The organism is Legionella sp. PATHC039 (assembly GCF_026191275.1).
Taxonomy (GTDB): Bacteria; Pseudomonadota; Gammaproteobacteria; order Legionellales; family Legionellaceae; genus Legionella; species Legionella pneumophila.
In genome coordinates, this window is sequence record NZ_JAPHOP010000001.1 from 2966032 (window position 1) to 2986144 (window position 20113).

A 20113-nucleotide genomic window follows, 5' to 3' on the forward strand; every position below is an offset into this window, starting at 1 on the left:
TGGTAAGTGTTCAAATGAGCTACCAATAATCAGAAGTCTTGTTAATTACCCTTAAACAAAGGAATATCGGGTCTTTTTCTTGCAAGTTTGGCCAGGCACTCAATCACTCTGAGCAAGTCCGATTTTTCGTGATGCGCGCTGATGGATAAACGAATCAGGCATTTATTTTTCGGAGTGGCGGGTGAACAGAACACGGCTCCAAAGAGGTCTTCTTTTTCTAACTCATCCCTTAACCAAAGCGTGTTAGCCTCGCTGCCTGTCACTAAAGGGACTATTTGAGAGCCACTACTTCCTATATTAATTCCTTCATATGATAAGGCTTCTCGTAAAAAATCAGCATTGGTTTGTAATTTTGCTCTTCTCCATTCTTCTTGAGTAATAATTTCTAATGATGCGCTAAATCCTGCTAAATCATGAGGCATTAAAGCAGAACTAAAAATAGAAGGCAGAGATGAATATCTGATATATTCTATAAGTTGCCTATCTCCTGTAATGATGCCTCCACGTCCTGACAAGGCTTTAGCCAGGCTTGCTGTTATGATGTCTATTTGGCTTGATAATCCAAGTTTAGCCACCATTCCCTTGCCTTGCGAACCATGCGTACCTAATGAATGAGATTCATCGACGATGAGTAAACATTTGAATTTTCTTGCAATGTCAGCATAGTCAGCCAATGGGCTAATCGTACCCAGCGTACTATAAATAGAATCTACTGCAATTATTCCTGGTCCATGGTGTTCAATTCGTTTTTTTAGTGAATCGACTGAATTATGTAGAAACGGTATAGGTTTGGCTCTTGCTGCTTTTACACCAGACCAAAAAGACATATGGGCATAAAAATCCAGATACACTGGTGTATTGTACTTGGCCAGGGTTTGTATGAGACCAATATTAGCGCTCCAGCCTGATTGAGTGAGCAGGGCCGCAGAATAATTTAAAAAGGAACTGAATTTCTTTTCACATTGGCTGAGTAAAAAAGAGCTGTTATTTAAAAATACAGCGGATTGCATTTGACCATTACCATATTTTTGCATCGCAGCAATTTGCGCTTTAATTAATTGCGGATGTTGACTGATGTTTAAATAATCATTGCTCGAAAAAATCAGTGAATTTGCAGTCGGGGTTTTGCCTTTAAGTATGTGTTTCCCTTGCCAAGATTTATTGACTCGCCCCTCGTAATATTTTTCCATGGAATAATTGATGCACTCAGGATAAGCATGGTTTTGATATTTTTCTTTTCCATTGATATATTGAGTCTCGTTATCAATTGTTTGGTATTCTGTATTGCTCATCCATAGCTCAGATTATTTTTCCTTGTGTGCAGTTTAGCACAATGGTTCATAGTGGAAGGATCTTTTCATTAAAAGTCTAAGTATTAAGTTAATGATTTTATAAATCGTTGGGCTTATTGAAATCTTTCTGGAAAAAAAAGTCACTTGTCGGTATGATTTTTAAATTAACTATTAGAGGACGGATAAATATGAGGTTGAATATTGCGCTAATCTTGTCTTTTTTTTCAATCATGCTTTTTGCAATGGACGAGGTGGATGAGCAACAAATTTTACAAAGAATTCAACCGGTTGGGAAAGTTCGAGTTCAAGAGGAACAGGGGAATAGCATAGAAGCTGGAGCGACTAAAACGACTGTTGTTGATTCCAAGAGCAAAAAAGAACCAGGCCAAGATATATATGATAAATATTGCTCCGTATGTCATAGGGGTGGATTGGCAGGGGCGCCTAAATTTCAATCGGAGGCCGATTGGAAACCTCGATTGGCAAGTAAAAAAATAGATGATTTACTCGCTTCTGCAATCAAAGGGTTAAATGCCATGCCAGCAAAAGGTACTTGTATGGATTGTTCTGATGCTGAATTAAAAGCCGCAATACAATATATGTTGCCGAAATCATGAAAAAGCTTACTTACAGAAAAATACAATCTTTTCAGGCAATTATTACAGTATTGGTAATATTCGCTTCGTTTTACCTTGAATATGCTGTTGGGCTACAACCATGTCCTTTGTGCTTGATGCAACGAGTTTGTGTATTTATTTTGTTAGGATTAATGGGATTGTCTCTGGGAACCGTGAAAAAAGCGCATATACTAAGCTTGATGCAGTTTCTGGTTGCGTGTGCCGGTTTGTATTTCTCTTTAAGGCAATTGTGGTTGCAATCTTTACCATCAGATCAAGCTCCTGCTTGCATGCCTGAGCTTGATGTATTAATTCAGTATTTTCCATGGCAAACTGTTGCTAAAGCCCTATTTTGGGGAGCAGGGGATTGTGCTGAAGTGACTTGGACTATGTTTGGAATTTCTATGCCTGGCTGGGCTGCCATGTATTTTCTGTTTATGGCGATAATGGGGCTTTTTCTGTTTTTTCGAACCCGAACGATCAATTAATTCCTGGCATTAAAAGCGTGCTTTCGTTATCATTCTTTGTTTTATCTTGTCGTTTCTGCGAATGAACACTTTTTCATGTGAAGTACTTTACCAGCATTCGGGTACCAAAGCTCGTGTTACACGTGTGGTTACGCCTCATGGTGAATTTATTACCCCGGTATTTATGCCAGTTGGAACCCGTGCAGGGGTCAATAACATGACGCCATCAGAACTGTCTGCTGCGGGTACTCAAATTATTCTGGGAGGTAATACCTATCATATGTTGTGTGCGCCTGGCATGAAGGTGATAGAAAATGCAGGGGGGATGCATCGCTTTATGGGGTGGCATGGACCTATGCTAACAGACAGCGGTGGTTTTCAAGTTTTTAGTTTATCGAAGAACAAGGAAATTTGTTCTATAGATGAATCTGGTGCTCATTTTATATTGCCTGGCAGTAAGGGGGTTATCCATATGACCCCGGAAATGTCTCTGGAGACCCAGAAAATAATTGGTGCCGATATTATAATGGCATTTGATCAGTGTACTCCTGACAGCTGCTCCAAGGATGAAGTAAGTCAAATCATGTTGCGGACCCACAGATGGCTAAAACAATCGATTGACTACCATCAACAATATCCCAACTCTCGATATGGATATAAACAAGCTTTATTTGGCATTGTGCAAGGAGGAGTTTTTCAAGATTTACGTCGAGAAAGTGCTGATTTTGTTTCTGCAATGAATACGGATGGTATTGCAATAGGTGGAGAAACTGTAGGCTTTGATATGAATACTACAGTGGAAGTCATTCGTTGGGTGTATGAGTATCTTCCGGGCAATAAGCCACGTTATACTATGGGAGTTGGAATGTCACCTCAAGATCTGTTGGATGTGGTGGCAGAAGGTATCGATATGTTTGATTGTGTTGCACCAACACGTAATGCCCGGCATGGTGCCTTATATTGTGGTAAATTGGTAAGAGAAGGGAATTGGCTAAAATTTCAAAGCGAACATGAAAATGGACGAATTCAAATAAAGAAATCATGTTTTGCTGATGATTTGGCACCTGTTATGGAGAGTTGTTCTTGTTATACTTGTCTTAATTATTCAAGATCCTATTTGCATCATTTATCAAAACAAAAAGCTAATTTATTTACTGCTTTGGCAAGCATCCATAATGTTCATGTTTTGCATGATGTTTGTAATCACATGCGTCATTTGATAATAAATTCCTAAATTATTTAATATTAAGAGGTGAAATAATGGTTTTAATTTCTACATCCATGGGTGATATTCATATCAAGTTAGATACAGAAAATACCCCATTAACTGCAGAAAACTTCCTAAATTATGTGCGTAAAGGTTTTTATAATGACACGATTTTCCATCGTGTTATCGATGGTTTTATGATTCAAGGCGGCGGTTTGAAGACAAATATGGAGCAAAAAACAACTGCCTCTCCAATTCAAAATGAAGCAAAAGGAGCGAAACCTAACAAACGTGGAACCATCGCAATGGCGAGAACAATGGATCCCCATTCTGCAACAGCCCAATTTTTTATTAATGTTGCGGATAATGGTTTTCTGAATTACAGCGGTGATCACCCTCAAGGTTACGGTTACTGCGTATTTGGAGAAGTAGTTGAAGGGATGGATGTGGTTGATGCCATTGCTAAAGTGAAAACAGGCCAACGAAATGGTCATGCAGATGTTCCTGTAGAAGAAATAAGCATCATTGAGGTTAGAGAATTGGCTTAGCGAGAAAATATATGGCTGAAATAGCATAGGTTTTCCATGGCAAAAGTATATTTTCTTTAATTTCATCCCAAGTATGGAAGAGGGATCTTCCTTATGCATGCAAGAAGCCGCATTTGTAAAACAGCGTGCCATTTTTCAGAGGCAAAATATCATGGGGTATCTCTAAGAGATTAACATCATTATTTAAGTGTTTTAATGAAAAAATAACGTTATTTTTTTCTCCTCTTTATACTCTCTGAGTAATCAAAAATTGGAATTTCAATATGAAAAAAAATAGCCAATAAGCGGGCGGTAAAAATGCATAACAAAGTGATAATGATATTTAAATTATGAGGGATATGAAAATAGTCTAATGTTATAAACAGAAGCGCACCAGCCAGGGCAATAACAGCATATAATTCTTTTCTTAAAACCAGAGGAATGTCATTACATAAAATATCTCGCAACATTCCCCCGCAAATCCCGGTAATCATTCCACTGATTACTGCAACACTTGGTGGCATACCATGAGCGAGAACTTTTTGTGTACCAATAATAACAAAAGTTGAGAGACCAAGGGCATCAAGAATTAAGAATACTTTCATTATTCTAACCAGTGAATGAGCAATAAAAATAGTTAGAAAAGCGCATACTGAGGTATATAAAAGATATTCCGGGTGAGCTACCCAGGTCAGTGGATAAGTGTTAAATAATGTATCCCTTACGGTACCTCCTCCCAGTGCAGTGATTGACGCAATAAGTAGCACCCCAAAAAAATCCATTTTTTTACGTCCTGCTGCCAGGGCTCCTGTAATCGCCTCTACACAAATCCCCACAATAAAAAGATAATGAAGTAACATATGATTTGCTGCTATTTAAAAAGACAATGATAGCACTAATAGTACAAATGAAGAAATGCTGTACTTCGACTAGAATTTAATAGTAAGGTTTAAATTATTTTGGCAGGAGCAAATTGATGAATAATACGATCGATAATCAATCGCAAGAAGAATTAACTCATTTTGATGTAAATACGCCGCAGAGCATCATTCAATTGGATAGAAAGCTCAGGGAAATGAAAAGCGAAGTTGATATGAAACTAAATGATCCTTCATCTTATAATGGAGATGATAAAGAAGTTTATTTTCAAAAATTATCAAAATTATCTGAAGAAATAAATGAAGCAATCAAGAGCTTGGACGCATTAGTTAAAATGGTTGATATTCAGGATGAAGAATTTAAAAAAGATTTTTATGAAAGTGATGTAATGAAAGAGTTTAATGAATCCGTCATGAAAAGTTTTGATAAATTGCCTGAATGAAAATAGATTTTAAAGGCTCTTAAAATAAATTTTGAGAATGTAAAATAGTTAAATCAACAAGCTTTTTTGCAATACTATTTATCGCAGGAACTGTTTCAGGATTAATATTCAAAATATCCATATTGAGCATTTATCTCTCCCATTCGTCTTATTTTTAGTATTGGTATCGGGCAGGTTATTTGAAATTTCAACAAACATGACCATAGGTAATCACTAAATTGACATATCGCAATAAAACGATATAATATAAAATATGAACGTAATAAATATATTAAAAGCGCTTTCTAATGAAAAGCGATTACAGATAATCAGATGGCTAAAAGAGCCAGATAAACATTTCAGTTCGTCGCACTGTGATGTGAGCAAAGATGGTGTTTGTGTTGGCTTAATAGAAAAAAAATCAGGCTTATCTCAATCCACGGTATCTCAATATTTATCACAATTACAACAAGCTGGTTTAATATTCACTGAGCGTAGAGGACAGTGGACCTATTGTAAAGCGAATGCAAACCTAATTAATGAATTTATAAAAGAATTGAAAGTTATGATTTAAAAAATTTTGCTTTAATAAATCGAATATTTGCGATATTCCAATATATTGTTATGACATGCAGGAGATTTATCATGGTTAACTCCGATTTAATTTTAAGTCCTTATCAGCTTAATGAGAAAATTACACTAAAGAACAGAGTCATTATGGCTCCCATGACTCGTAATATGGCTAACGATGATTTCAGTCCAACCAAGCAGATGGCAGATTATTATGCTCGAAGGGCTGATGCCGGGTTGATTATTACAGAAGGCACTATTATTAGCCCTGATGGACAAGGTTATAGTAATGCTCCAGGAATATTTACGCAAACCCATATTGACGGTTGGAAAATGGTAACTGAAGCTGTGCATGAACTGGGAGGGAAAATATTTTTGCAAATTTGGCATGTTGGCAGGGTATCTCATCCGATTTTTTTACATGGTAACTTACCAATTTCTGCTTCAGAAACGATGATGACAGGTAAGGTCCGGCGTGCCGATGATCTTTATTATGGAAAATCAAGGGCGGCTACACTAGAGGAAATTAATGAGTTAATCCAAAACTATGCGTTGGCTGCAAGAAGAGCGATGATAGCCGAGTTTGATGGCATTGAGATTCATGGTGCCAATGGTTATTTGATTGATCAGTTTTTACATTATCATACCAATCAACGTCATGATCAGTATGGACAGTATCCAGAGAATATGGGGCGATTTGCGCTGGAAGTGGTAAAAGCCTGTATCAATGAAATAGGTGGGCAATCTGTAGGATTGCGCCTTTCTCCCGGAGCTTATCTAAATGAAATTGTCGGAGATGAGCGAGATGCCATGGTATTCCAATATGTATTGGAGGAATTAAATCACTATGGAATAGCTTATGTGCATACAGGTAATTTTGATGACGGTATTCAATTCAAAGAATTAGGGTTCAAAACGATGACAGAATTTATGAGAGCTCATTTTAAAGGAACCATAATTGCCAGCGGTAGCTACACGCTTCATCAGGCAAGAAAAGATATTCAAAATAAAAAATACGATTTAATTGCTTTGGGAAGGCCATTTATTGCTAATCCTGATTTAATGAATCGTATCAAGTGGAATGCCGATTTTATACCTTATGAAAACAGAATGTTGGACACCTTGTTTTAGGCACTTGAGCGGGGTATTCAATTACCTTTCTTGCTTTCTCTATTACCAGAAAATTTTGGAATGAAGTGATGAAAGGCACAAGGAGATGATGAGACAGTGTCTTGGGATGCTAAATATAGAGCATTTCAAATGTTAATATCCTGGGAAGTAATTTTGATTTCGCCGTCAATTTGATTCGCAAAAATCAAAGTATATTCCGGGACCTCAAGCCAGGTTGTTGTGTTTTCAGTTAATGGCTCAGACGCAATAATAATGCTTGAATTAATGGTTCCCCCTTCATCTTATATTCATTTTCATAAAATCCATATCGTTCTCCATAAGTGTACCATAGTGAATGGTAGGTGAAATATGTCGATTGAGGAGCGTCTTTGGGTTTCCAGCCGTAATCCAAACAAAATCGAGTCGCGGCAATAAAATCACCATTGGTCAAAAAAAGATTAACTGGCGATTTAATGACTATGTTGTTTTGTTGGTGTACCGTCTTTAAAATTTTTAAAGTGGCAATCACAGCATTTATGATTTCAAAGGCATCGAAATGACCCTTAGGATTTTCTAATTGAGAAAGAAAAACAGCATAGATCCACTCACTATCTGTAGTTCCTTTAATATATTTTCTGTATTCCGTTTTAACATATTTCAGCAGATCATAGCGCATAGTTTCAAAGTTATGGAGCATACCATCATGTGCTAAAGCAATACTGGTTACTGGATAGAGAAATGGATGCACGTTTTGATCAGTAACTACTTTTCTATGTTCAGTCCCACGTCCAATTTTTTTAAGGAGCGAGCTAGGGAAATGATAGATCCACATATCAAATTAAATAATTTGTACCAGATCATGGGTTTATTTTTTTGGAAATATTGAAGTTCGGTTTCAGATATTTTTAATAAAGTTGCTGATTCGCAGGTAATAAATGTTATTGAAAATTTAGTGTCACTCAGAAAACAGGCCGTGCTGGCAAACAACGAGTCAGGACCAATAACAGACAATTTGGCAATTTTACTGTTTTGTATGACATCACTACACAGTTCCTCAATATATTCGCTGTTTCCAAGTCCATTAATGTATTGTTCAATTTTTTTATTGTTTCAAGAATGTCATCCATGATAGGTATGGACCTGTCTTTATCAGTGACAGTTAATTCTCCTTCCAGACCATGTCTGCTGGCTTGGAACCTGTTGTAATTATAGACATAGTATAAATCATGAGACAGCTGGACAGGTTTTTCTTCGAGGAGATAGAGTGCCAATGCTTGAATATAAGCAGTAATAAGAATCGATTTTCTAAGAGTTAAAGGGTTGTCGCAGACTCTTATTTCTATTGTACCAAGTTCTGGCTTTGGTCTAATGTCCCAATAAAAGTCTTTCATATTTTCAATGATTTTCCAACGATACATTTTGCGATAATAATCAGAGAATTCTTGCCAATTTCTCAGGTAGGGAATGACACCACTTAATGGAAAAGCATTAAAAATAGTCGAACGTGATGAGCAATAATTTGTATTAATACCCAGATAGAAAGGCGATGAAGCGCTGATTGCAATAAAGTGGGGGACATATCTTGCCAAGGCATGAGTTAAATAAATAGCATCGTCTCCTGTTGGGCAGCCGATATGAATATGTTGTCCAAAAACAGTAGCACGCTTGCTGAGATAACGGTATTGGTTAAATTTTTTTTGAATCGTTTCGATGGAAAAATTTTTTGCATGGTCCATTGTTGAAATGGGTATGTCCCTCCGCCGCAAAAAGCAATATCAATGCTTGCAGCAGTTTCTACTAAAATTTTTTGTAGCTCTAACAGTTCGTCATACATTTCTTTAGCGGATTGATGAATTGATGAATTGATTTCAATCATGCTTTGCGTAATTTCCGGCTTAATTTGGTCGCGATAGTACATGTCTTTTAAGGCTCTCATCAATTCTTTTGAACGAGAAACCAGAGACAATGAACTGCAATCAATAATCTGAAACTCCAATTCAGTTCCAATTGAAACAATTTTGGATTTTTTAAAAGATAATAATCTCATTCCTTTCTCTGACTATTATTTTCCTTGTTTAAGTATAGCAGATAGGGTTTTTGGTTAGATGATTGTTTAATGAGAATAGATATGAAGGTTCACGTTTCCCCAAACCCATAAAAATTGTTCAATAATTTATCTTGTTTGCTGCTATTCCAGGGCAATTAAAGTGGGAGTTCATTGCATGAATTTAATACTTCCATGTTATTACATGAAAAGTGAATATTTGTTATTGTCGACTTTGAGTATGCCCTTATTTTGAAGGGGAGTTTTTTACATGGACTAGGGAATGCCAAAACGTCTCATTAACAAGAATATCGATATATACAATTATCCTAATGAATTGGAAGATAATTTAGGTTCTATTTCACTGGGCGACTTGCATGGCAATGCAATCAAGCTTATCCATTTTCTTTTCCGTCATAAAATAATTAAATTTAAACCAGAGATTAGCAATTTCCACGAAGCTTACCAGCAATTTGTAACAATTTATGAACAATATGACGATATGGTTCAAGAATATTTGGAAATTCGTACACTTCTTCAATTGATACAAATAAAAATAACTAACGCACAGCAAAGAATTTTAGACATTGAGCAAAAATTATCACTTGCCATAGACCATCAGAAAGAGTTTTCTCAATCATTATTGCAACTTAAGAAGCCAATAGAGGCCAATTTACAAATGGCTGAAAAGAGTAAAGCTGGCCTGGAAGAAAAATTAAGTGGGTTGAAAACAAGGCTGCCATCATGTATTGAGCGATTTAATAAGTTCATGACGCAGATAGAAATTAATGATATTAAAACGCTTATTCGATTGCTGGGTGATGAGGTGGCCGATCGGGGGAGTTGTGATTATTTCACTTTAAGAATACTGGACTTCCTTTATCAACATCAGATAGCAATCAAGATCATTTTATCCAATCATGGGTACGAGTTTATTCATGCTTATGAAAAACTTGCAATCGGTCAACCATTTAAACCCAAAGGTTATATTGGGGATATACAAATTAAATCATTCTGGGGTATCCAATTATTACTGGAGCAAAGTGCCATTACCCAGGAGGATTTGAGAAGTTTAGTCGAGAGAGCTTATAAACCAACTTTAAAAATAATCGATTTTTCTCTATGCGAGGACGGTATTACCTTGTATAGCCATGCTCCCATACGCTTTGATAGCATTCGAATGGCAGCTTCTCAGTTGGGTGTCGCTTATAATGATTCCACCAAAGAAGCATTGGCTGAAACCATAAACCAACTTAATGCCCAATTGCAAATTTATATGAAGAACAACATGCTGCATTTGTTATTTGAGAATAATGAAATTAACGATCCAACCAATATGACTGATGAAGAGAGAAACGCATCGCCGTTAATTTATTTAGTATGGAATCGCTGGAATGAAAGCAAAGAAGTAGAGAATGCTCGACCAGGAAAATACAATGGTTATTTTGTCACGTATGTTCATGGACATGATCCTTTTCAAAGCCCATTAACTTATGTATATAATCTGGACACTCTGTGTGGAAAATACTCAAGAGTGGATGAGGAAGAGCAAATTAACAAGGCCTTCCAGTTTTTGACTGAAAATCGACACACCAATGTGGATAAAACAGCAAGTGAAAGCCTTCTTCGCAATATATCAAGGTATAAAGTGCTGGATTCGGATGAATACACTTTAAAACACAAAATCCCTAAGACGTCACCTGAATTGGCAACAGATATTCTCGATTGTAAAATTAAGGAGAGTTTAATAAAACTGAGCTTGCTCGGGAAACCAAAAGCAGTATCAGGTTCGCTGAGTGTAGACCAGAATACTACTATTCTTAATCAGGCGTTTCTGGGCAAATGACCGACTCTCTATGAAGCGCTGCGTTTTAGAGATAGCCATAAAATGCGCACAAAATGCTTCGAAAAAATTGAGGTACGTTAGTAGATTATCGAGTTCTTTAAAAATCAAGTAATTCATTACAAAGTCGGGATGGGCGTTTATTGTTCATTGTGAGTTTAAAATTAAATATTGAGAAGGAAAATCTTCATAATAACTAAAAAATGGATGCAGCAAATTGGAGGAATATGGCCCTATTTTTTAAAAATCTTCTTGATGAGTAGAAAATAACTCACGAGTAAAGGCACAAGATTTGTGGCTTGCTATTGAATAAATCACATAATTTTGGGTTATTTTCCATGAAAATTTCTTACTCTACGTTCCTTGCGAGTGTCTAAAATGGCTCACTGAAGAGATAGCTAAATCAATTATTTTTTTGGACTGTTGTTCGTTGGCATTGATGAGACTAATGTCATTGATCAAATCCATCAAAAAGTCGGACACATCATCTTCCACAAGCTCACGATTATATAGACAAGCTGCTTTTGTAAAAATATGATGGAGTAAACTTTTACTTATCGTGATGTGTTCCTTAGATGTTCCAGGATCATTAGCGGTTTCACCAAACAAAAGCCATCCTGGCGAAACATTTAGTTTAGATGCAATTTCTACCAGCTTGACTGGATCGGGAATGACCTCTCCACGAAGGTATTTTCTGCATATTTGCAAAGAGTAACCTGTCATTTCAGCTAATTTATGGATACATACTCCTGATGGAGAGCGTTGAGAATTATGCCCTGCTGCAATCATGGCATCACGCAAACGGTAAGCAAACTGTTTTGTCAAATTAACTTTTTCCATATTGGAGTAATAATTTTAAGAGATTAAAAAGTGGCAAAAGTGTAGCAAAGGGTAGTTAAACCTGCAAATACATCCATTTAAAGGAAATAAATTGTTTCTTTTGGAAATCATTTGTTGATATTTATTATCAAATAATTATAATTGGTATTGGAACGTTATAACACGTTTCTTTAAGTCCAAATATTGGACGCTGATGTTACTTGAAGGAACAAGTATCACAGGGTAGTCCAATCAATAGAAAAAGTGGTTTAACCATAGCGGTTAACCTCGCATTGCTTGGCTTGAATGAACCCCTTCATTCGGGCCATTTCTAAGTTTTAAAGGGTGATATGTTCTAGATTTTTGGATTATTTAGAAAGCAGAAGACAGATTCTGATAAGGATAATCTTATCAGCTTATGACGGCTACTTTTTCCTTTTATTAGCTCGATTTGTATTTTTGGAATTTTAAAAAATTGGGATACAAAGAATAAAAGCTCATTATTCGCTTCTTCTTCCTGCGGTTTGGCATGGAGCGCAATATGCAGCCTATCATCAGAAATGGCCATGAGTTTTGTCTTCTTGGCGTTCGGTTTGGCATAAATAGCTATTTCCACCTGGGAATGTATGATTTTAAACCACATAATATTTTAAACGCTAACGGAGGCTTTATCATTTTACCTTGTTTCCAAGAGAGTTGGAATTAGCTTTTCATGCTCTTTATTCTTCTTGCATGAATGCATTTGGGTGAAAGCAATAGTGTTTTGCGGTTTGGTTAAGAAGGGTTGCATTTGCAAAAGAGTTAAAAAGCAAGATTGATAGGCCAATCTCATCCAAAATTTTAATGTCATGCTATCTTGCTTTTTTATTAGATAAAAATGATATGTTTTGGAGGATTGCATTTCCATGAATCTTATGTGTATAATTCATGCCAATTTTCATTCAGGTTGAATTATAGGCACGTAGCTCAGTGGTAGAGCACCACCTTGACATGGTGGTGGTCGGTGGTTCGATCCCACTCGTGCCTACCATAATTCCTGGATTTCTAGTAGAATCTCTAATTGGTAAGCTACTGCACTGAATTATTAAAGGTTTAAACCCTGCCATGCAGGGTTTTTTTTTAACAAGAACCTGAAAGATGGAAAGACGGATAAGATTATGCCAAATGTTAAATTACCAGATGGAAATGTAAAACATTTTGAAGCGCCACTCACTATTTATGATGTGGCACATCACATTAGCCCTGGATTAGCTAAAGCAGCGATAGCAGGCCGTGTCGATGGCGTCTTGGTGGATACATCCTATCTTATAAAAGAAGACTGCTCTTTGATTATAGTAACCGAGAAACATGAAGACAGTCTTGAAATAATCAGGCATTCTACCGCTCATTTATTAGCTCAGGCTGTAAAAGCCTTATTTCCATCAGCTCAAGTGACTATAGGTCCTGTAATAGAAGACGGGTTTTATTATGATTTTGCTTTTGAGCGCTCGTTTACTCCTGATGATTTGAGTTTAATCGAAGCGAAGATGCATGAGCTGGCAAAGGCTAATCTTTCAATCACTCGTAGAGAATTACCTAGAAATAAAGCAATACAATATTTTAAAGGTTTAGGCGAAGAATATAAGGCAAAAATTATTGCTGATATACCTGAAAATGAAGCGCTCTCTCTCTATAGGCAAGGTGATTTTGAAGATTTATGTCGAGGTCCACATGTCCCTTCCACTGGGTTTTTAAAAGCATTTAAATTGACAAAAGTAGCTGGCGCTTATTGGCGTGGTGACTCAAATAACGAAATGTTGCAGCGAATTTACGGCACTGCCTGGGCTGATAAAAAATCCCTGGAAGAATATTTGTTTCGTTTGGAAGAAGCAGAAAAACGTGATCATCGTAAATTAGGCAAGGCACTGGATTTGTTTCATTTCCAGGATATTGCTCCGGGAATGGTTTTTTGGCACCCCAAAGGATGGACTATTTATCAAGAGCTAGAGCATTACATGCGAAATCGCCTGGTCGATTTTGGTTATCAGGAAATTAGAACACCGCAATTAGTAGATAGATCGTTATGGGAGAAATCAGGTCATTGGGCGAACTTTAGAGATGAAATGTTTGTTACCGAAACAGAGAATCGACATTATGCAGTAAAGCCTATGAGCTGTCCCTGCCACGTTCAAATTTATAATCATGGTTTGAAAAGTTACAGGGATCTTCCTCTCAGACTATCTGAGTTTGGGAATTGTCATCGCTGTGAGCCATCAGGCGCGCTGCATGGGTTGATGCGGGTACGCAATATGGTGCAGGATGATGCTCATATTTTTTGCACTGAGGATCAGATTCAATCTGAAGTGGCTATGATGCTGGAGTTAGTGCAATCCGTATATAAGGACTTTGGGTTTACTGAAATAAAATACCGATTGGCTTTGCGCCCTGAAAAACGAGTCGGTTCAGATGACGTTTGGGATAAAGCGGAAACCGCCCTTAAACTGGCTATGCTGGGAAGAAATATTGAGTGGGTGGATGCGCCTGGAGAAGGAGCATTTTATGGACCCAAAATTGAATGCTCTCTATCTGATTGTTTAGGTAGAATTTGGCAGTGTGGAACGATTCAAGTGGATTTCTCTATGCCTGCACGCCTTGAGGCAAGCTATGTTGCTGAAGATGGAAGCAAGCAAACACCGGTGATGTTGCATAGAGCCATTTTGGGTTCTTTCGAACGATTTATGGGAATATTAATCGAGCATTATGCAGGTAAATTGCCATTATGGTTATCTCCGGTCCAAGCGGTTGTGCTTACTATTAGTGAGAAGCAGAATGAGTATGCCGAAAAAGTGAGGAAAACTTTGCAAAAAAGAGGGATTCGCGCCAATTTTGACTTGAGAAATGAAAAGATTGGATTTAAAATTCGCGAGCATACTTTACAAAAAATTCCTTATTTATTGGTTGTTGGCGATAAAGAGGTTGAAAATTGTCAGGTAGCTGTTCGCACTCGAGATGGCATTGACCTGGGTGTGATGACAATAGATACAATTTGTGATACCTTAACGCAAGAAATTATCCGTAAAGGATCAATATAAATAAACGAACTGGAGGATTAAACCATTAGTGCACCAACTAAGCGTGAAAATGATCGCGCACGAATTAATGAACAGATCACTGTACCTGAGGTACGCTTAATTGATGTCGATGGTAACCAGGCAGGAATTGTATCAACGCGAGAAGCGTTAAGGGCAGCAGAAGAAAGCGGATTGGATTTGGTGGAAATATCTCCAACAGCCAAACCCCCTGTTTGTCGTATTATGGATTATGGTAAGTTTCTCTTTGAACTGAGTAAAAAACAAGCTGAAGCAAAAAAGAAGCAAAAACAAATTCAGGTCAAAGAATTAAAATTCCGTCCTACGACGGAAGATGGAGATTATCAGGTCAAGCTACGCAACCTGATCCGTTTCCTCAATCATGGTGATAAAGTCAAAATCACATTGCGTTTTCGCGGTCGTGAAATGGCTCATCAAGAACTCGGTATGAAGATTTTGGAACGTTTGCAAGCCGACACGGCTGATGTAGCTATAGTGGAGCAGCATGCAAAACGTGAAGGAAGACAATTACTGATGGTATTATCACCCAAAAAAACCAAGTAACGAATGCGGAGTATATTGTTATGCCGAAGTTAAAGTCACATCGTGGAGCAGCTAAACGCTTCCGAAAGACAGCGAGTGGAGCGATTAAACGTCGCGGCGCTTACAGAAATCATATCCTCACTAAAAAATCTACTAAGCAGAAGCGTCATTTGCGTGTAGAAGCAGGTACTTTGAAGCCATGCGATGCGCGTTTGGCTGAACGTATGTTGCACGGTAGTTAACGGGGAGATTGAACGATGCCAAGAGTAAAACGTGGTGTGACAGCAAAAGCGCGTCACAAGAAAATTTTAGACCAGGCCAAAGGTTATTATGGTGCCCGTAGCCGTACCTATCGAGTTGCTAAACAGGCTGTAATTAAAGCTGGTCAATACGCATACCGAGATAGAAGGCAGAAAAAACGACAATTCCGTGCTTTATGGATTACTCGTATCAATGCTCAAGCTCGTGAATGTGGGTTATCCTACAGCCGCTTGATTGATGGTTTGAAAAAAGCTTCCATTGAGCTGGATCGGAAAATCCTAGCTGATATGGCGGTTCATGATAAAGTTGCCTTTGCTGCTATTGCAGAACAAGCCAAAGCAGCTTTAGCTGGTTAATTTTCAGCCCGCTTTATTTGTTATTGCCTTTCGTTTATAAATCACAATTCGGAATAGCAATCTTAAATAAAAGCCGGTTTGTAAAATAAAAATTATTGAGGAGGCTAAGGCCTCCTTTTTACTTGTGGGTAGAACTATGTTGGTACTTATAAACACCATACAAGAACAAGCTTACGAAGCAATCAAACAAGCCACGGATACAGTTGCTCTTGAACAAATTCGTGTTGATTTTTTGGGCAAGAAAGGCAAGCTCACCGAATTGCTAAAAGGACTTGCTAATTTGTCTGCAGAGGAAAAACCCAAGGTAGGTCAATTGGTCAATCAAGCAAAGCAGGGAATTAGTGCTTTGATTGAAACAAAAATGATCGAGCTGAAAGAAAAACAATTATTAGCCAAGCTGGCAGCAGAGCAAATCGACGTTACTCTTCCAGGTCGCAATCATTCCACAGGTTCCCTACATCCTGTTACTCAGGTAAAGCATAGAATTAATGATTATTTTAGTCGTTTAGGATTTGATATTGTTGAAGGTCCTGAAATTGAAACAGAATTTTATAATTTTGAAGCATTAAATATCCCTGGCCATCATCCTGCACGTGCGATGCACGATACGTTTTATTTTGGAGACGGACGCTTGTTGAGGACACACACCTCTCCTGTGCAAATCAGGACAATGGAGCAGCGTAAGCCACCTTTTCGTTTAATTGCTCCTGGTCGAGTTTATCGTTGTGATTCGGATGTAACCCATACCCCTATGTTTCATCAAGTGGAGGGATTACTCATCGATAAGCAAGCCACTTTGGCCGGCTTAAAGGGTTTGTTGCAAGATTTCTTCGCTTATTTTTTTGGTCGGGAATTGGCATTAAGATTCAGACCTTCCTATTTCCCTTTTACCGAACCTTCCGCAGAAGTAGATATAGAATGTACTCAATGTAATGGTAAGGGTTGCCGCTCTTGCAAGTTTACAGGCTGGCTTGAGGTACTGGGTTGTGGTATGGTCCACCCTAACGTTTTAATCGCAGTGAACATTGATCCGAATGATTATCATGGCTGGGCTTTTGGCATGGGTATGGATAGATTGGCAATGCTTTATTATGGCATAGATGATTTGCGTATGTTATTTGAAAATGATTTAACTTTTTTACGGCAGTTTTAACCATTATAAAAATAATGAGTCCCGGATTTTATTTTTATGTTTCTTTATGATTGTCTTTCATATGGTACATAAATGATACAGATTAGACTAAATTGTAGCCCGGGATAATTCCCATGAATACTAAAAATAATATTTTATTATGTAGTTGATACAGGCAAATAGTTATCAGTAATTTTATCTCAATTATCATAAAGAGAGCAAAATTAACGGATGGAAACTTTGAGCCAAATGAACAGTTACAGAGATGAGGACTTTAAATGAAAGTAAGTAAGTTATGGTTACGAGAATGGGTAAACTTCTCATTAACTGAACAAGAACTGGCTGAGCAATTGACCATGGCTGGCTTGGAAGTCGACGCAGTGAATCCTGTAGCTGGCCAATTCACTCATGTCATTGTTGCTGAAGTCCTAAATACCAAGCCTCATCCAGATGCTGATAAATTAACCTTATGTGAAGTGAATATCAATAAAGACAAGCCTCTGAAAATTGTTTGTGGTGCGGCTAATGTGAGGCCTGGTTTGAGAGTTGCCCTGGCCATGATTGGGGCACGCTTGCCTGGCGGTTTGCAAATTAAGGAATCCAAATTGCGCGGAGAATTGTCTCAGGGCATGTTGTGTTCTGCGACAGAACTGGGACTGGCAGAACATTCCGAGGGGATAATGGAGCTGAGTGATGAGGCACCAATTGGAATGGATTTACGCGAGTATCTTGCTCTTAATGACCATGTATTTGATATTGATTTGACTCCGAATCGCGCTGATTGCTTTAGTATTTTAGGTGTCGCGCGGGAAGTGGCTGTTCTCAATAAATTACCCTTAATAGAGCAACCAATAGTTACGGTGCCGCCAGCCATGGATGATGGTCTTCGAGTGAATTTAATTTATTCCGAGGGATGCCCCCGATATTGCGGTCGAATTATCCGTAATTTAAATCTTGAAGCGAAAACGCCATTATGGATGGCTGAGCGCTTACGTAGAGGCGGCATTAGAACATTGCACCCTGTAGTGGATGTAATGAATTATGTCATGCTCGAGCTTGGACAACCCATGCATGCTTTTGATTTATCAAAAATTAACGGTGAAATTAATGTACGTTGTAGCGCTTCAGACGAGCAATTAGAATTATTGGATGGTCAAGAAGTTGTATTAAACGACAATGTGTTGGTAATCGCTGATAAAGAAAAACCTTTGGCTATGGCCGGAATAATGGGAGGAGCTAATAGCGCAGTTCAAGAGCAGACACAACATGTTTTCTTGGAAAGCGCCTATTTTAATCCGGTGACGATTGCCGGAGTTGCCAGAAAATATGGCTTATTCAGTGATTCGTCACAACGATTCGAGCGGGGAGTGGATCCTTGTTTGCAATCAAAGGCGCTTGAAAGAGCGACGGAATTGATTTTATCTATCTCAGGAGGCGAACCTGGGCCAGTGATAGAGTCTTTTGACAAAAAGTTTTTGCCAGGTACGGTTTCCTTTTTATTTGATACGACAAAAGTGAAAAAGTTAACTGGGCTGTCCATCCCTCTAAACGAAATGAAAAATTTGCTCGAAGGTTTAGGTGTTGTCATCACCAAAGAAACCAATCATTTTTTTGAGGTCACCATTCCCTCTCATCGAGTCGATTTGCAACAAGATGCTGATTTGGTTGAAGAAATTATTCGTTTATATGGCTATGACAAGTTACAAGCTCAGCCAATGCAAACATCAGTACAATCTGGTTTAATCAGTGCCAAGGAAAAAATTGCGACACACGTTTCATCGTGGTTTAGTGCCAAAGGCTACCATGAAACCATCAGTTATAGTTTTGTCGATCCTGAGTTGCAGGAAGCGCTTTATCCACAAAAGGAGTTTATGGAACTGCTTAATCCAATTTCCTCTGAATTATCGCAAATGCGTGCGGGAATGTGGCCAGGCTTAATTGCATCTATGATTTATAATAGCCACAGACAACAAACCGCAGTGAAATTTTTTGAAATAGGCGTGGTTTTTGATTTGGACGTAGGGCAATTAAAGGAGCGTTCATGTATTGCTGGCTTGTTAATGGGGGAGCAAGGCAATTTGAACTGGAGTGAATCTGCCCGTTTATTTGATTTTTATGATTTAAAAGGGGATTTACAATCCTTGTTTGCTTCATTGAAGCTGAATGATGTTGAATTTATTCAATCATCTCATCATGCGCTTCACCCCGGCCAGTCAGCTCAGATTGTGATTAACGGCAAGCATTCAGGCTGGATCGGTGTGCTGCATCCTCGATTGTCGGATGCCTTTGATCTTGACCAGGATGTGGTTTTGTTTGAATTGAATCTTGAATCATTAATCAATCCGACTATTTCTCTGTATAAGCCTATTTCCAAATATCCACAAATAAGGCGAGATTTGTCTTTCCTGGTTGATAGGCAGATAAGTGCCATGCAGATTGAGCGAGTAATCAAAAATACAGTTAAAGAGGATTGGTTAAAATCGTTTAACGTATTTGACGTGTATATGGGTAAAGGTATTCCAGAACATAAAAAAAGTATTGCTGTGGCTATGACACTACAAGACGATACTCGAACTTTAGTGGATGCCGAGATCAATTTAACAATTAGTGCTATAATCAAGAAACTGGAAAATGAATTTTCAATCCTTTTGAGGGAATGATCGTGAACGCACTAAGCAAAGCAATAATGGCAGAAACATTGTGTGACGAATTAAAATTAAATAAAACTGTTGCTAAAGAAATGGTTGAAAATTTTTTCGAAGAATTACGTCATGCTCTTGAAAATGGTCAGCATGTGAAATTATCCGGTTTTGGTAATTTTACTTTGAGAGATAAACCACAAAGGCCAGGCCGCAATCCAAAGACAGGTGAAGAAATTCCTGTGGAAGCTAGAAGGGTTGTTACCTTTAAGCCGGGTTTAAAATTAAAAACGAAAATTGAAAAAATAGGAAAGTAGT

The 20113-nt window shown here is 37.9% G+C and carries 20 protein-coding genes, 1 tRNA gene and 2 pseudogenes; 16 read left to right on the plus strand and 7 right to left on the minus strand.

All coding sequences use genetic code 11. From position 1 onward, the window contains the following. Positions 1–41 precede the first annotated feature (41 nt). Positions 42–1292 (minus strand): quorum-sensing autoinducer LAI-1 synthase LqsA, encoded by a 1251-nt coding sequence (gene lqsA / locus OQI99_RS13485; protein WP_265732147.1) that lies wholly within the window; start codon positions 1290–1292, stop codon positions 42–44. A gap of 188 nt (positions 1293–1480) precedes the next feature. Here lqsA and OQI99_RS13490 point away from each other — a divergent pair, with 188 nt between their 5' ends. From OQI99_RS13490 to OQI99_RS13505, 4 genes are all read left to right on the plus strand, one after another. Continuing rightward, on the plus strand, positions 1481–1909 hold the full coding sequence (locus OQI99_RS13490) for a c-type cytochrome (protein WP_061514629.1): 429 nt from the start codon (positions 1481–1483) through the stop codon (positions 1907–1909). After that, on the plus strand, positions 1906–2397 hold the full coding sequence (locus tag OQI99_RS13495) for a disulfide bond formation protein B (RefSeq protein WP_265732148.1): 492 nt from the start codon (positions 1906–1908) through the stop codon (positions 2395–2397). The genes OQI99_RS13490 and OQI99_RS13495 overlap by 4 nt, the downstream gene beginning before the upstream one ends. 61 nt (positions 2398–2458) lie before the next feature. Continuing rightward, on the plus strand, positions 2459–3610 hold the full coding sequence (gene tgt / locus OQI99_RS13500; protein WP_265732149.1) for a tRNA guanosine(34) transglycosylase Tgt: 1152 nt from the start codon (positions 2459–2461) through the stop codon (positions 3608–3610). 26 nt (positions 3611–3636) lie between these two features. Then, complete coding sequence (locus OQI99_RS13505) at positions 3637–4131, plus strand: peptidylprolyl isomerase (RefSeq protein WP_014844810.1); 495 nt, start codon at positions 3637–3639, stop codon at positions 4129–4131. 209 nt (positions 4132–4340) lie between these two features. Here the strand turns inward: OQI99_RS13505 and OQI99_RS13510 are convergent, their stop codons facing one another. Then, the gene (locus OQI99_RS13510; RefSeq protein WP_010948424.1) at positions 4341–4970 is read right to left on the minus strand and encodes a trimeric intracellular cation channel family protein; all 630 of its coding nucleotides are present in this window, start codon (positions 4968–4970) and stop codon (positions 4341–4343) included. A 116-nt stretch (positions 4971–5086) separates the two neighbouring features. Here OQI99_RS13510 and OQI99_RS13515 point away from each other — a divergent pair, with 116 nt between their 5' ends. The 3 genes from OQI99_RS13515 to OQI99_RS13525 all read left to right on the plus strand — a co-directional run bounded on the left by OQI99_RS13515 (position 5087) and on the right by OQI99_RS13525 (position 7111). Then, a complete protein-coding gene (locus OQI99_RS13515) occupies positions 5087–5431 on the plus strand; it encodes a hypothetical protein (protein ID WP_265732150.1) in 345 nt (114 codons plus the stop codon). A 253-nt stretch (positions 5432–5684) separates the two neighbouring features. Further along, complete coding sequence (locus tag OQI99_RS13520) at positions 5685–5984, plus strand: ArsR/SmtB family transcription factor (protein ID WP_011947628.1); 300 nt, start codon at positions 5685–5687, stop codon at positions 5982–5984. A 71-nt stretch (positions 5985–6055) separates the two neighbouring features. Continuing rightward, positions 6056–7111, plus strand: coding sequence for an alkene reductase (locus OQI99_RS13525; RefSeq protein WP_265732151.1), 1056 nt, complete (start codon positions 6056–6058; stop codon positions 7109–7111). A 229-nt stretch (positions 7112–7340) separates the two neighbouring features. Here the strand turns inward: OQI99_RS13525 and OQI99_RS13530 are convergent, their stop codons facing one another. From OQI99_RS13530 to OQI99_RS13540, 3 genes and pseudogenes are all read right to left on the minus strand, one after another. Then, a complete protein-coding gene (locus OQI99_RS13530) occupies positions 7341–7922 on the minus strand; it encodes a class II glutamine amidotransferase (RefSeq protein ID WP_265732152.1) in 582 nt (193 codons plus the stop codon). Further along, positions 7853–8134 (minus strand): annotated as a pseudogene (legN, locus tag OQI99_RS13535) (Dot/Icm type IV secretion system effector LegN); the annotation flags it as partial. The gene OQI99_RS13530 and the pseudogene legN, both read right to left, overlap by 70 nt. Then, positions 8050–9137, minus strand: a pseudogene (locus OQI99_RS13540) (YbdK family carboxylate-amine ligase). The pseudogenes OQI99_RS13540 and legN, both read right to left, overlap by 85 nt. A gap of 280 nt (positions 9138–9417) precedes the next feature. Between OQI99_RS13540 and wipA the strand changes: the two are divergent. Next, positions 9418–10980 carry a Dot/Icm T4SS effector WipA gene (gene wipA / locus OQI99_RS13550; RefSeq protein ID WP_265732154.1) on the plus strand — a complete coding sequence of 521 codons (1563 nt, stop codon included), beginning with the start codon at positions 9418–9420 and terminating at the stop codon, positions 10978–10980. A gap of 351 nt (positions 10981–11331) precedes the next feature. Here the strand turns inward: wipA and OQI99_RS13555 are convergent, their stop codons facing one another. Further along, positions 11332–11817 carry a helix-turn-helix domain-containing protein gene (locus OQI99_RS13555; RefSeq protein ID WP_061514475.1) on the minus strand — a complete coding sequence of 162 codons (486 nt, stop codon included), beginning with the start codon at positions 11815–11817 and terminating at the stop codon, positions 11332–11334. Between the two features lie 334 nt (positions 11818–12151). Then, positions 12152–12439, minus strand: a complete 288-nt coding sequence (locus OQI99_RS13560) for a DUF167 domain-containing protein (protein WP_265732155.1) — start codon at positions 12437–12439, stop codon at positions 12152–12154. 312 nt (positions 12440–12751) lie between these two features. On the opposite strand from OQI99_RS13560, the gene OQI99_RS13565 reads away from it, so the two are divergent. The 8 genes from OQI99_RS13565 to OQI99_RS13600 all read left to right on the plus strand — a co-directional run bounded on the left by OQI99_RS13565 (position 12752) and on the right by OQI99_RS13600 (position 20112). Beyond that, positions 12752–12826 (plus strand) — tRNA-Val (locus OQI99_RS13565). A 127-nt stretch (positions 12827–12953) separates the two neighbouring features. After that, positions 12954–14867 (plus strand): threonine--tRNA ligase, encoded by a 1914-nt coding sequence (thrS, locus tag OQI99_RS13570; protein ID WP_265732156.1) that lies wholly within the window; start codon positions 12954–12956, stop codon positions 14865–14867. Between the two features lie 24 nt (positions 14868–14891). Continuing rightward, positions 14892–15428 carry a translation initiation factor IF-3 gene (infC, locus tag OQI99_RS13575; RefSeq protein ID WP_032829658.1) on the plus strand — a complete coding sequence of 179 codons (537 nt, stop codon included), beginning with the start codon at positions 14892–14894 and terminating at the stop codon, positions 15426–15428. A gap of 20 nt (positions 15429–15448) precedes the next feature. Next, positions 15449–15649, plus strand: coding sequence for a 50S ribosomal protein L35 (gene rpmI / locus OQI99_RS13580; RefSeq protein WP_011216579.1), 201 nt, complete (start codon positions 15449–15451; stop codon positions 15647–15649). 15 nt (positions 15650–15664) lie between these two features. Then, a complete protein-coding gene (gene rplT, locus OQI99_RS13585) occupies positions 15665–16024 on the plus strand; it encodes a 50S ribosomal protein L20 (protein WP_010948412.1) in 360 nt (119 codons plus the stop codon). 136 nt (positions 16025–16160) lie between these two features. Further along, positions 16161–17177: a phenylalanine--tRNA ligase subunit alpha gene (pheS, locus tag OQI99_RS13590; protein ID WP_265732157.1), complete on the plus strand. Its 1017-nt coding sequence runs from the start codon at positions 16161–16163 to the stop codon at positions 17175–17177. A 257-nt stretch (positions 17178–17434) separates the two neighbouring features. Next, positions 17435–19816 (plus strand): phenylalanine--tRNA ligase subunit beta, encoded by a 2382-nt coding sequence (gene pheT / locus OQI99_RS13595; RefSeq protein WP_265732158.1) that lies wholly within the window; start codon positions 17435–17437, stop codon positions 19814–19816. Between the two features lie 2 nt (positions 19817–19818). Continuing rightward, positions 19819–20112 carry an integration host factor subunit alpha gene (locus OQI99_RS13600; RefSeq protein WP_027220024.1) on the plus strand — a complete coding sequence of 98 codons (294 nt, stop codon included), beginning with the start codon at positions 19819–19821 and terminating at the stop codon, positions 20110–20112. Position 20113 lies beyond the last annotated feature (1 nt).

Bases quoted from the DNA above. Each gene is read 5' to 3' on its own strand.
- lqsA (WP_265732147.1), bottom strand. From the start codon at position 1,292: ATGAGCAATACAGAATACCAAACAATTGATAACGAGACTCAATATATC.
- OQI99_RS13490 (WP_061514629.1), top strand. From the start codon at position 1,481: ATGAGGTTGAATATTGCGCTAATCTTGTCTTTTTTTTCAATCATGCTT.
- OQI99_RS13495 (WP_265732148.1), top strand. From the start codon at position 1,906: ATGAAAAAGCTTACTTACAGAAAAATACAATCTTTTCAGGCAATTATT.
- tgt (WP_265732149.1), top strand. From the start codon at position 2,459: ATGAACACTTTTTCATGTGAAGTACTTTACCAGCATTCGGGTACCAAA.
- OQI99_RS13505 (WP_014844810.1), top strand. From the start codon at position 3,637: ATGGTTTTAATTTCTACATCCATGGGTGATATTCATATCAAGTTAGAT.
- OQI99_RS13510 (WP_010948424.1), bottom strand. From the start codon at position 4,970: ATGTTACTTCATTATCTTTTTATTGTGGGGATTTGTGTAGAGGCGATT.
- OQI99_RS13515 (WP_265732150.1), top strand. From the start codon at position 5,087: ATGAATAATACGATCGATAATCAATCGCAAGAAGAATTAACTCATTTT.
- OQI99_RS13520 (WP_011947628.1), top strand. From the start codon at position 5,685: ATGAACGTAATAAATATATTAAAAGCGCTTTCTAATGAAAAGCGATTA.
- OQI99_RS13525 (WP_265732151.1), top strand. From the start codon at position 6,056: ATGGTTAACTCCGATTTAATTTTAAGTCCTTATCAGCTTAATGAGAAA.
- OQI99_RS13530 (WP_265732152.1), bottom strand. From the start codon at position 7,922: ATGTGGATCTATCATTTCCCTAGCTCGCTCCTTAAAAAAATTGGACGT.
- wipA (WP_265732154.1), top strand. From the start codon at position 9,418: ATGCCAAAACGTCTCATTAACAAGAATATCGATATATACAATTATCCT.
- OQI99_RS13555 (WP_061514475.1), bottom strand. From the start codon at position 11,817: ATGGAAAAAGTTAATTTGACAAAACAGTTTGCTTACCGTTTGCGTGAT.
- OQI99_RS13560 (WP_265732155.1), bottom strand. From the start codon at position 12,439: ATGTGGTTTAAAATCATACATTCCCAGGTGGAAATAGCTATTTATGCC.
- thrS (WP_265732156.1), top strand. From the start codon at position 12,954: ATGCCAAATGTTAAATTACCAGATGGAAATGTAAAACATTTTGAAGCG.
- rpmI (WP_011216579.1), top strand. From the start codon at position 15,449: ATGCCGAAGTTAAAGTCACATCGTGGAGCAGCTAAACGCTTCCGAAAG.
- rplT (WP_010948412.1), top strand. From the start codon at position 15,665: ATGCCAAGAGTAAAACGTGGTGTGACAGCAAAAGCGCGTCACAAGAAA.
- pheS (WP_265732157.1), top strand. From the start codon at position 16,161: ATGTTGGTACTTATAAACACCATACAAGAACAAGCTTACGAAGCAATC.
- pheT (WP_265732158.1), top strand. From the start codon at position 17,435: ATGAAAGTAAGTAAGTTATGGTTACGAGAATGGGTAAACTTCTCATTA.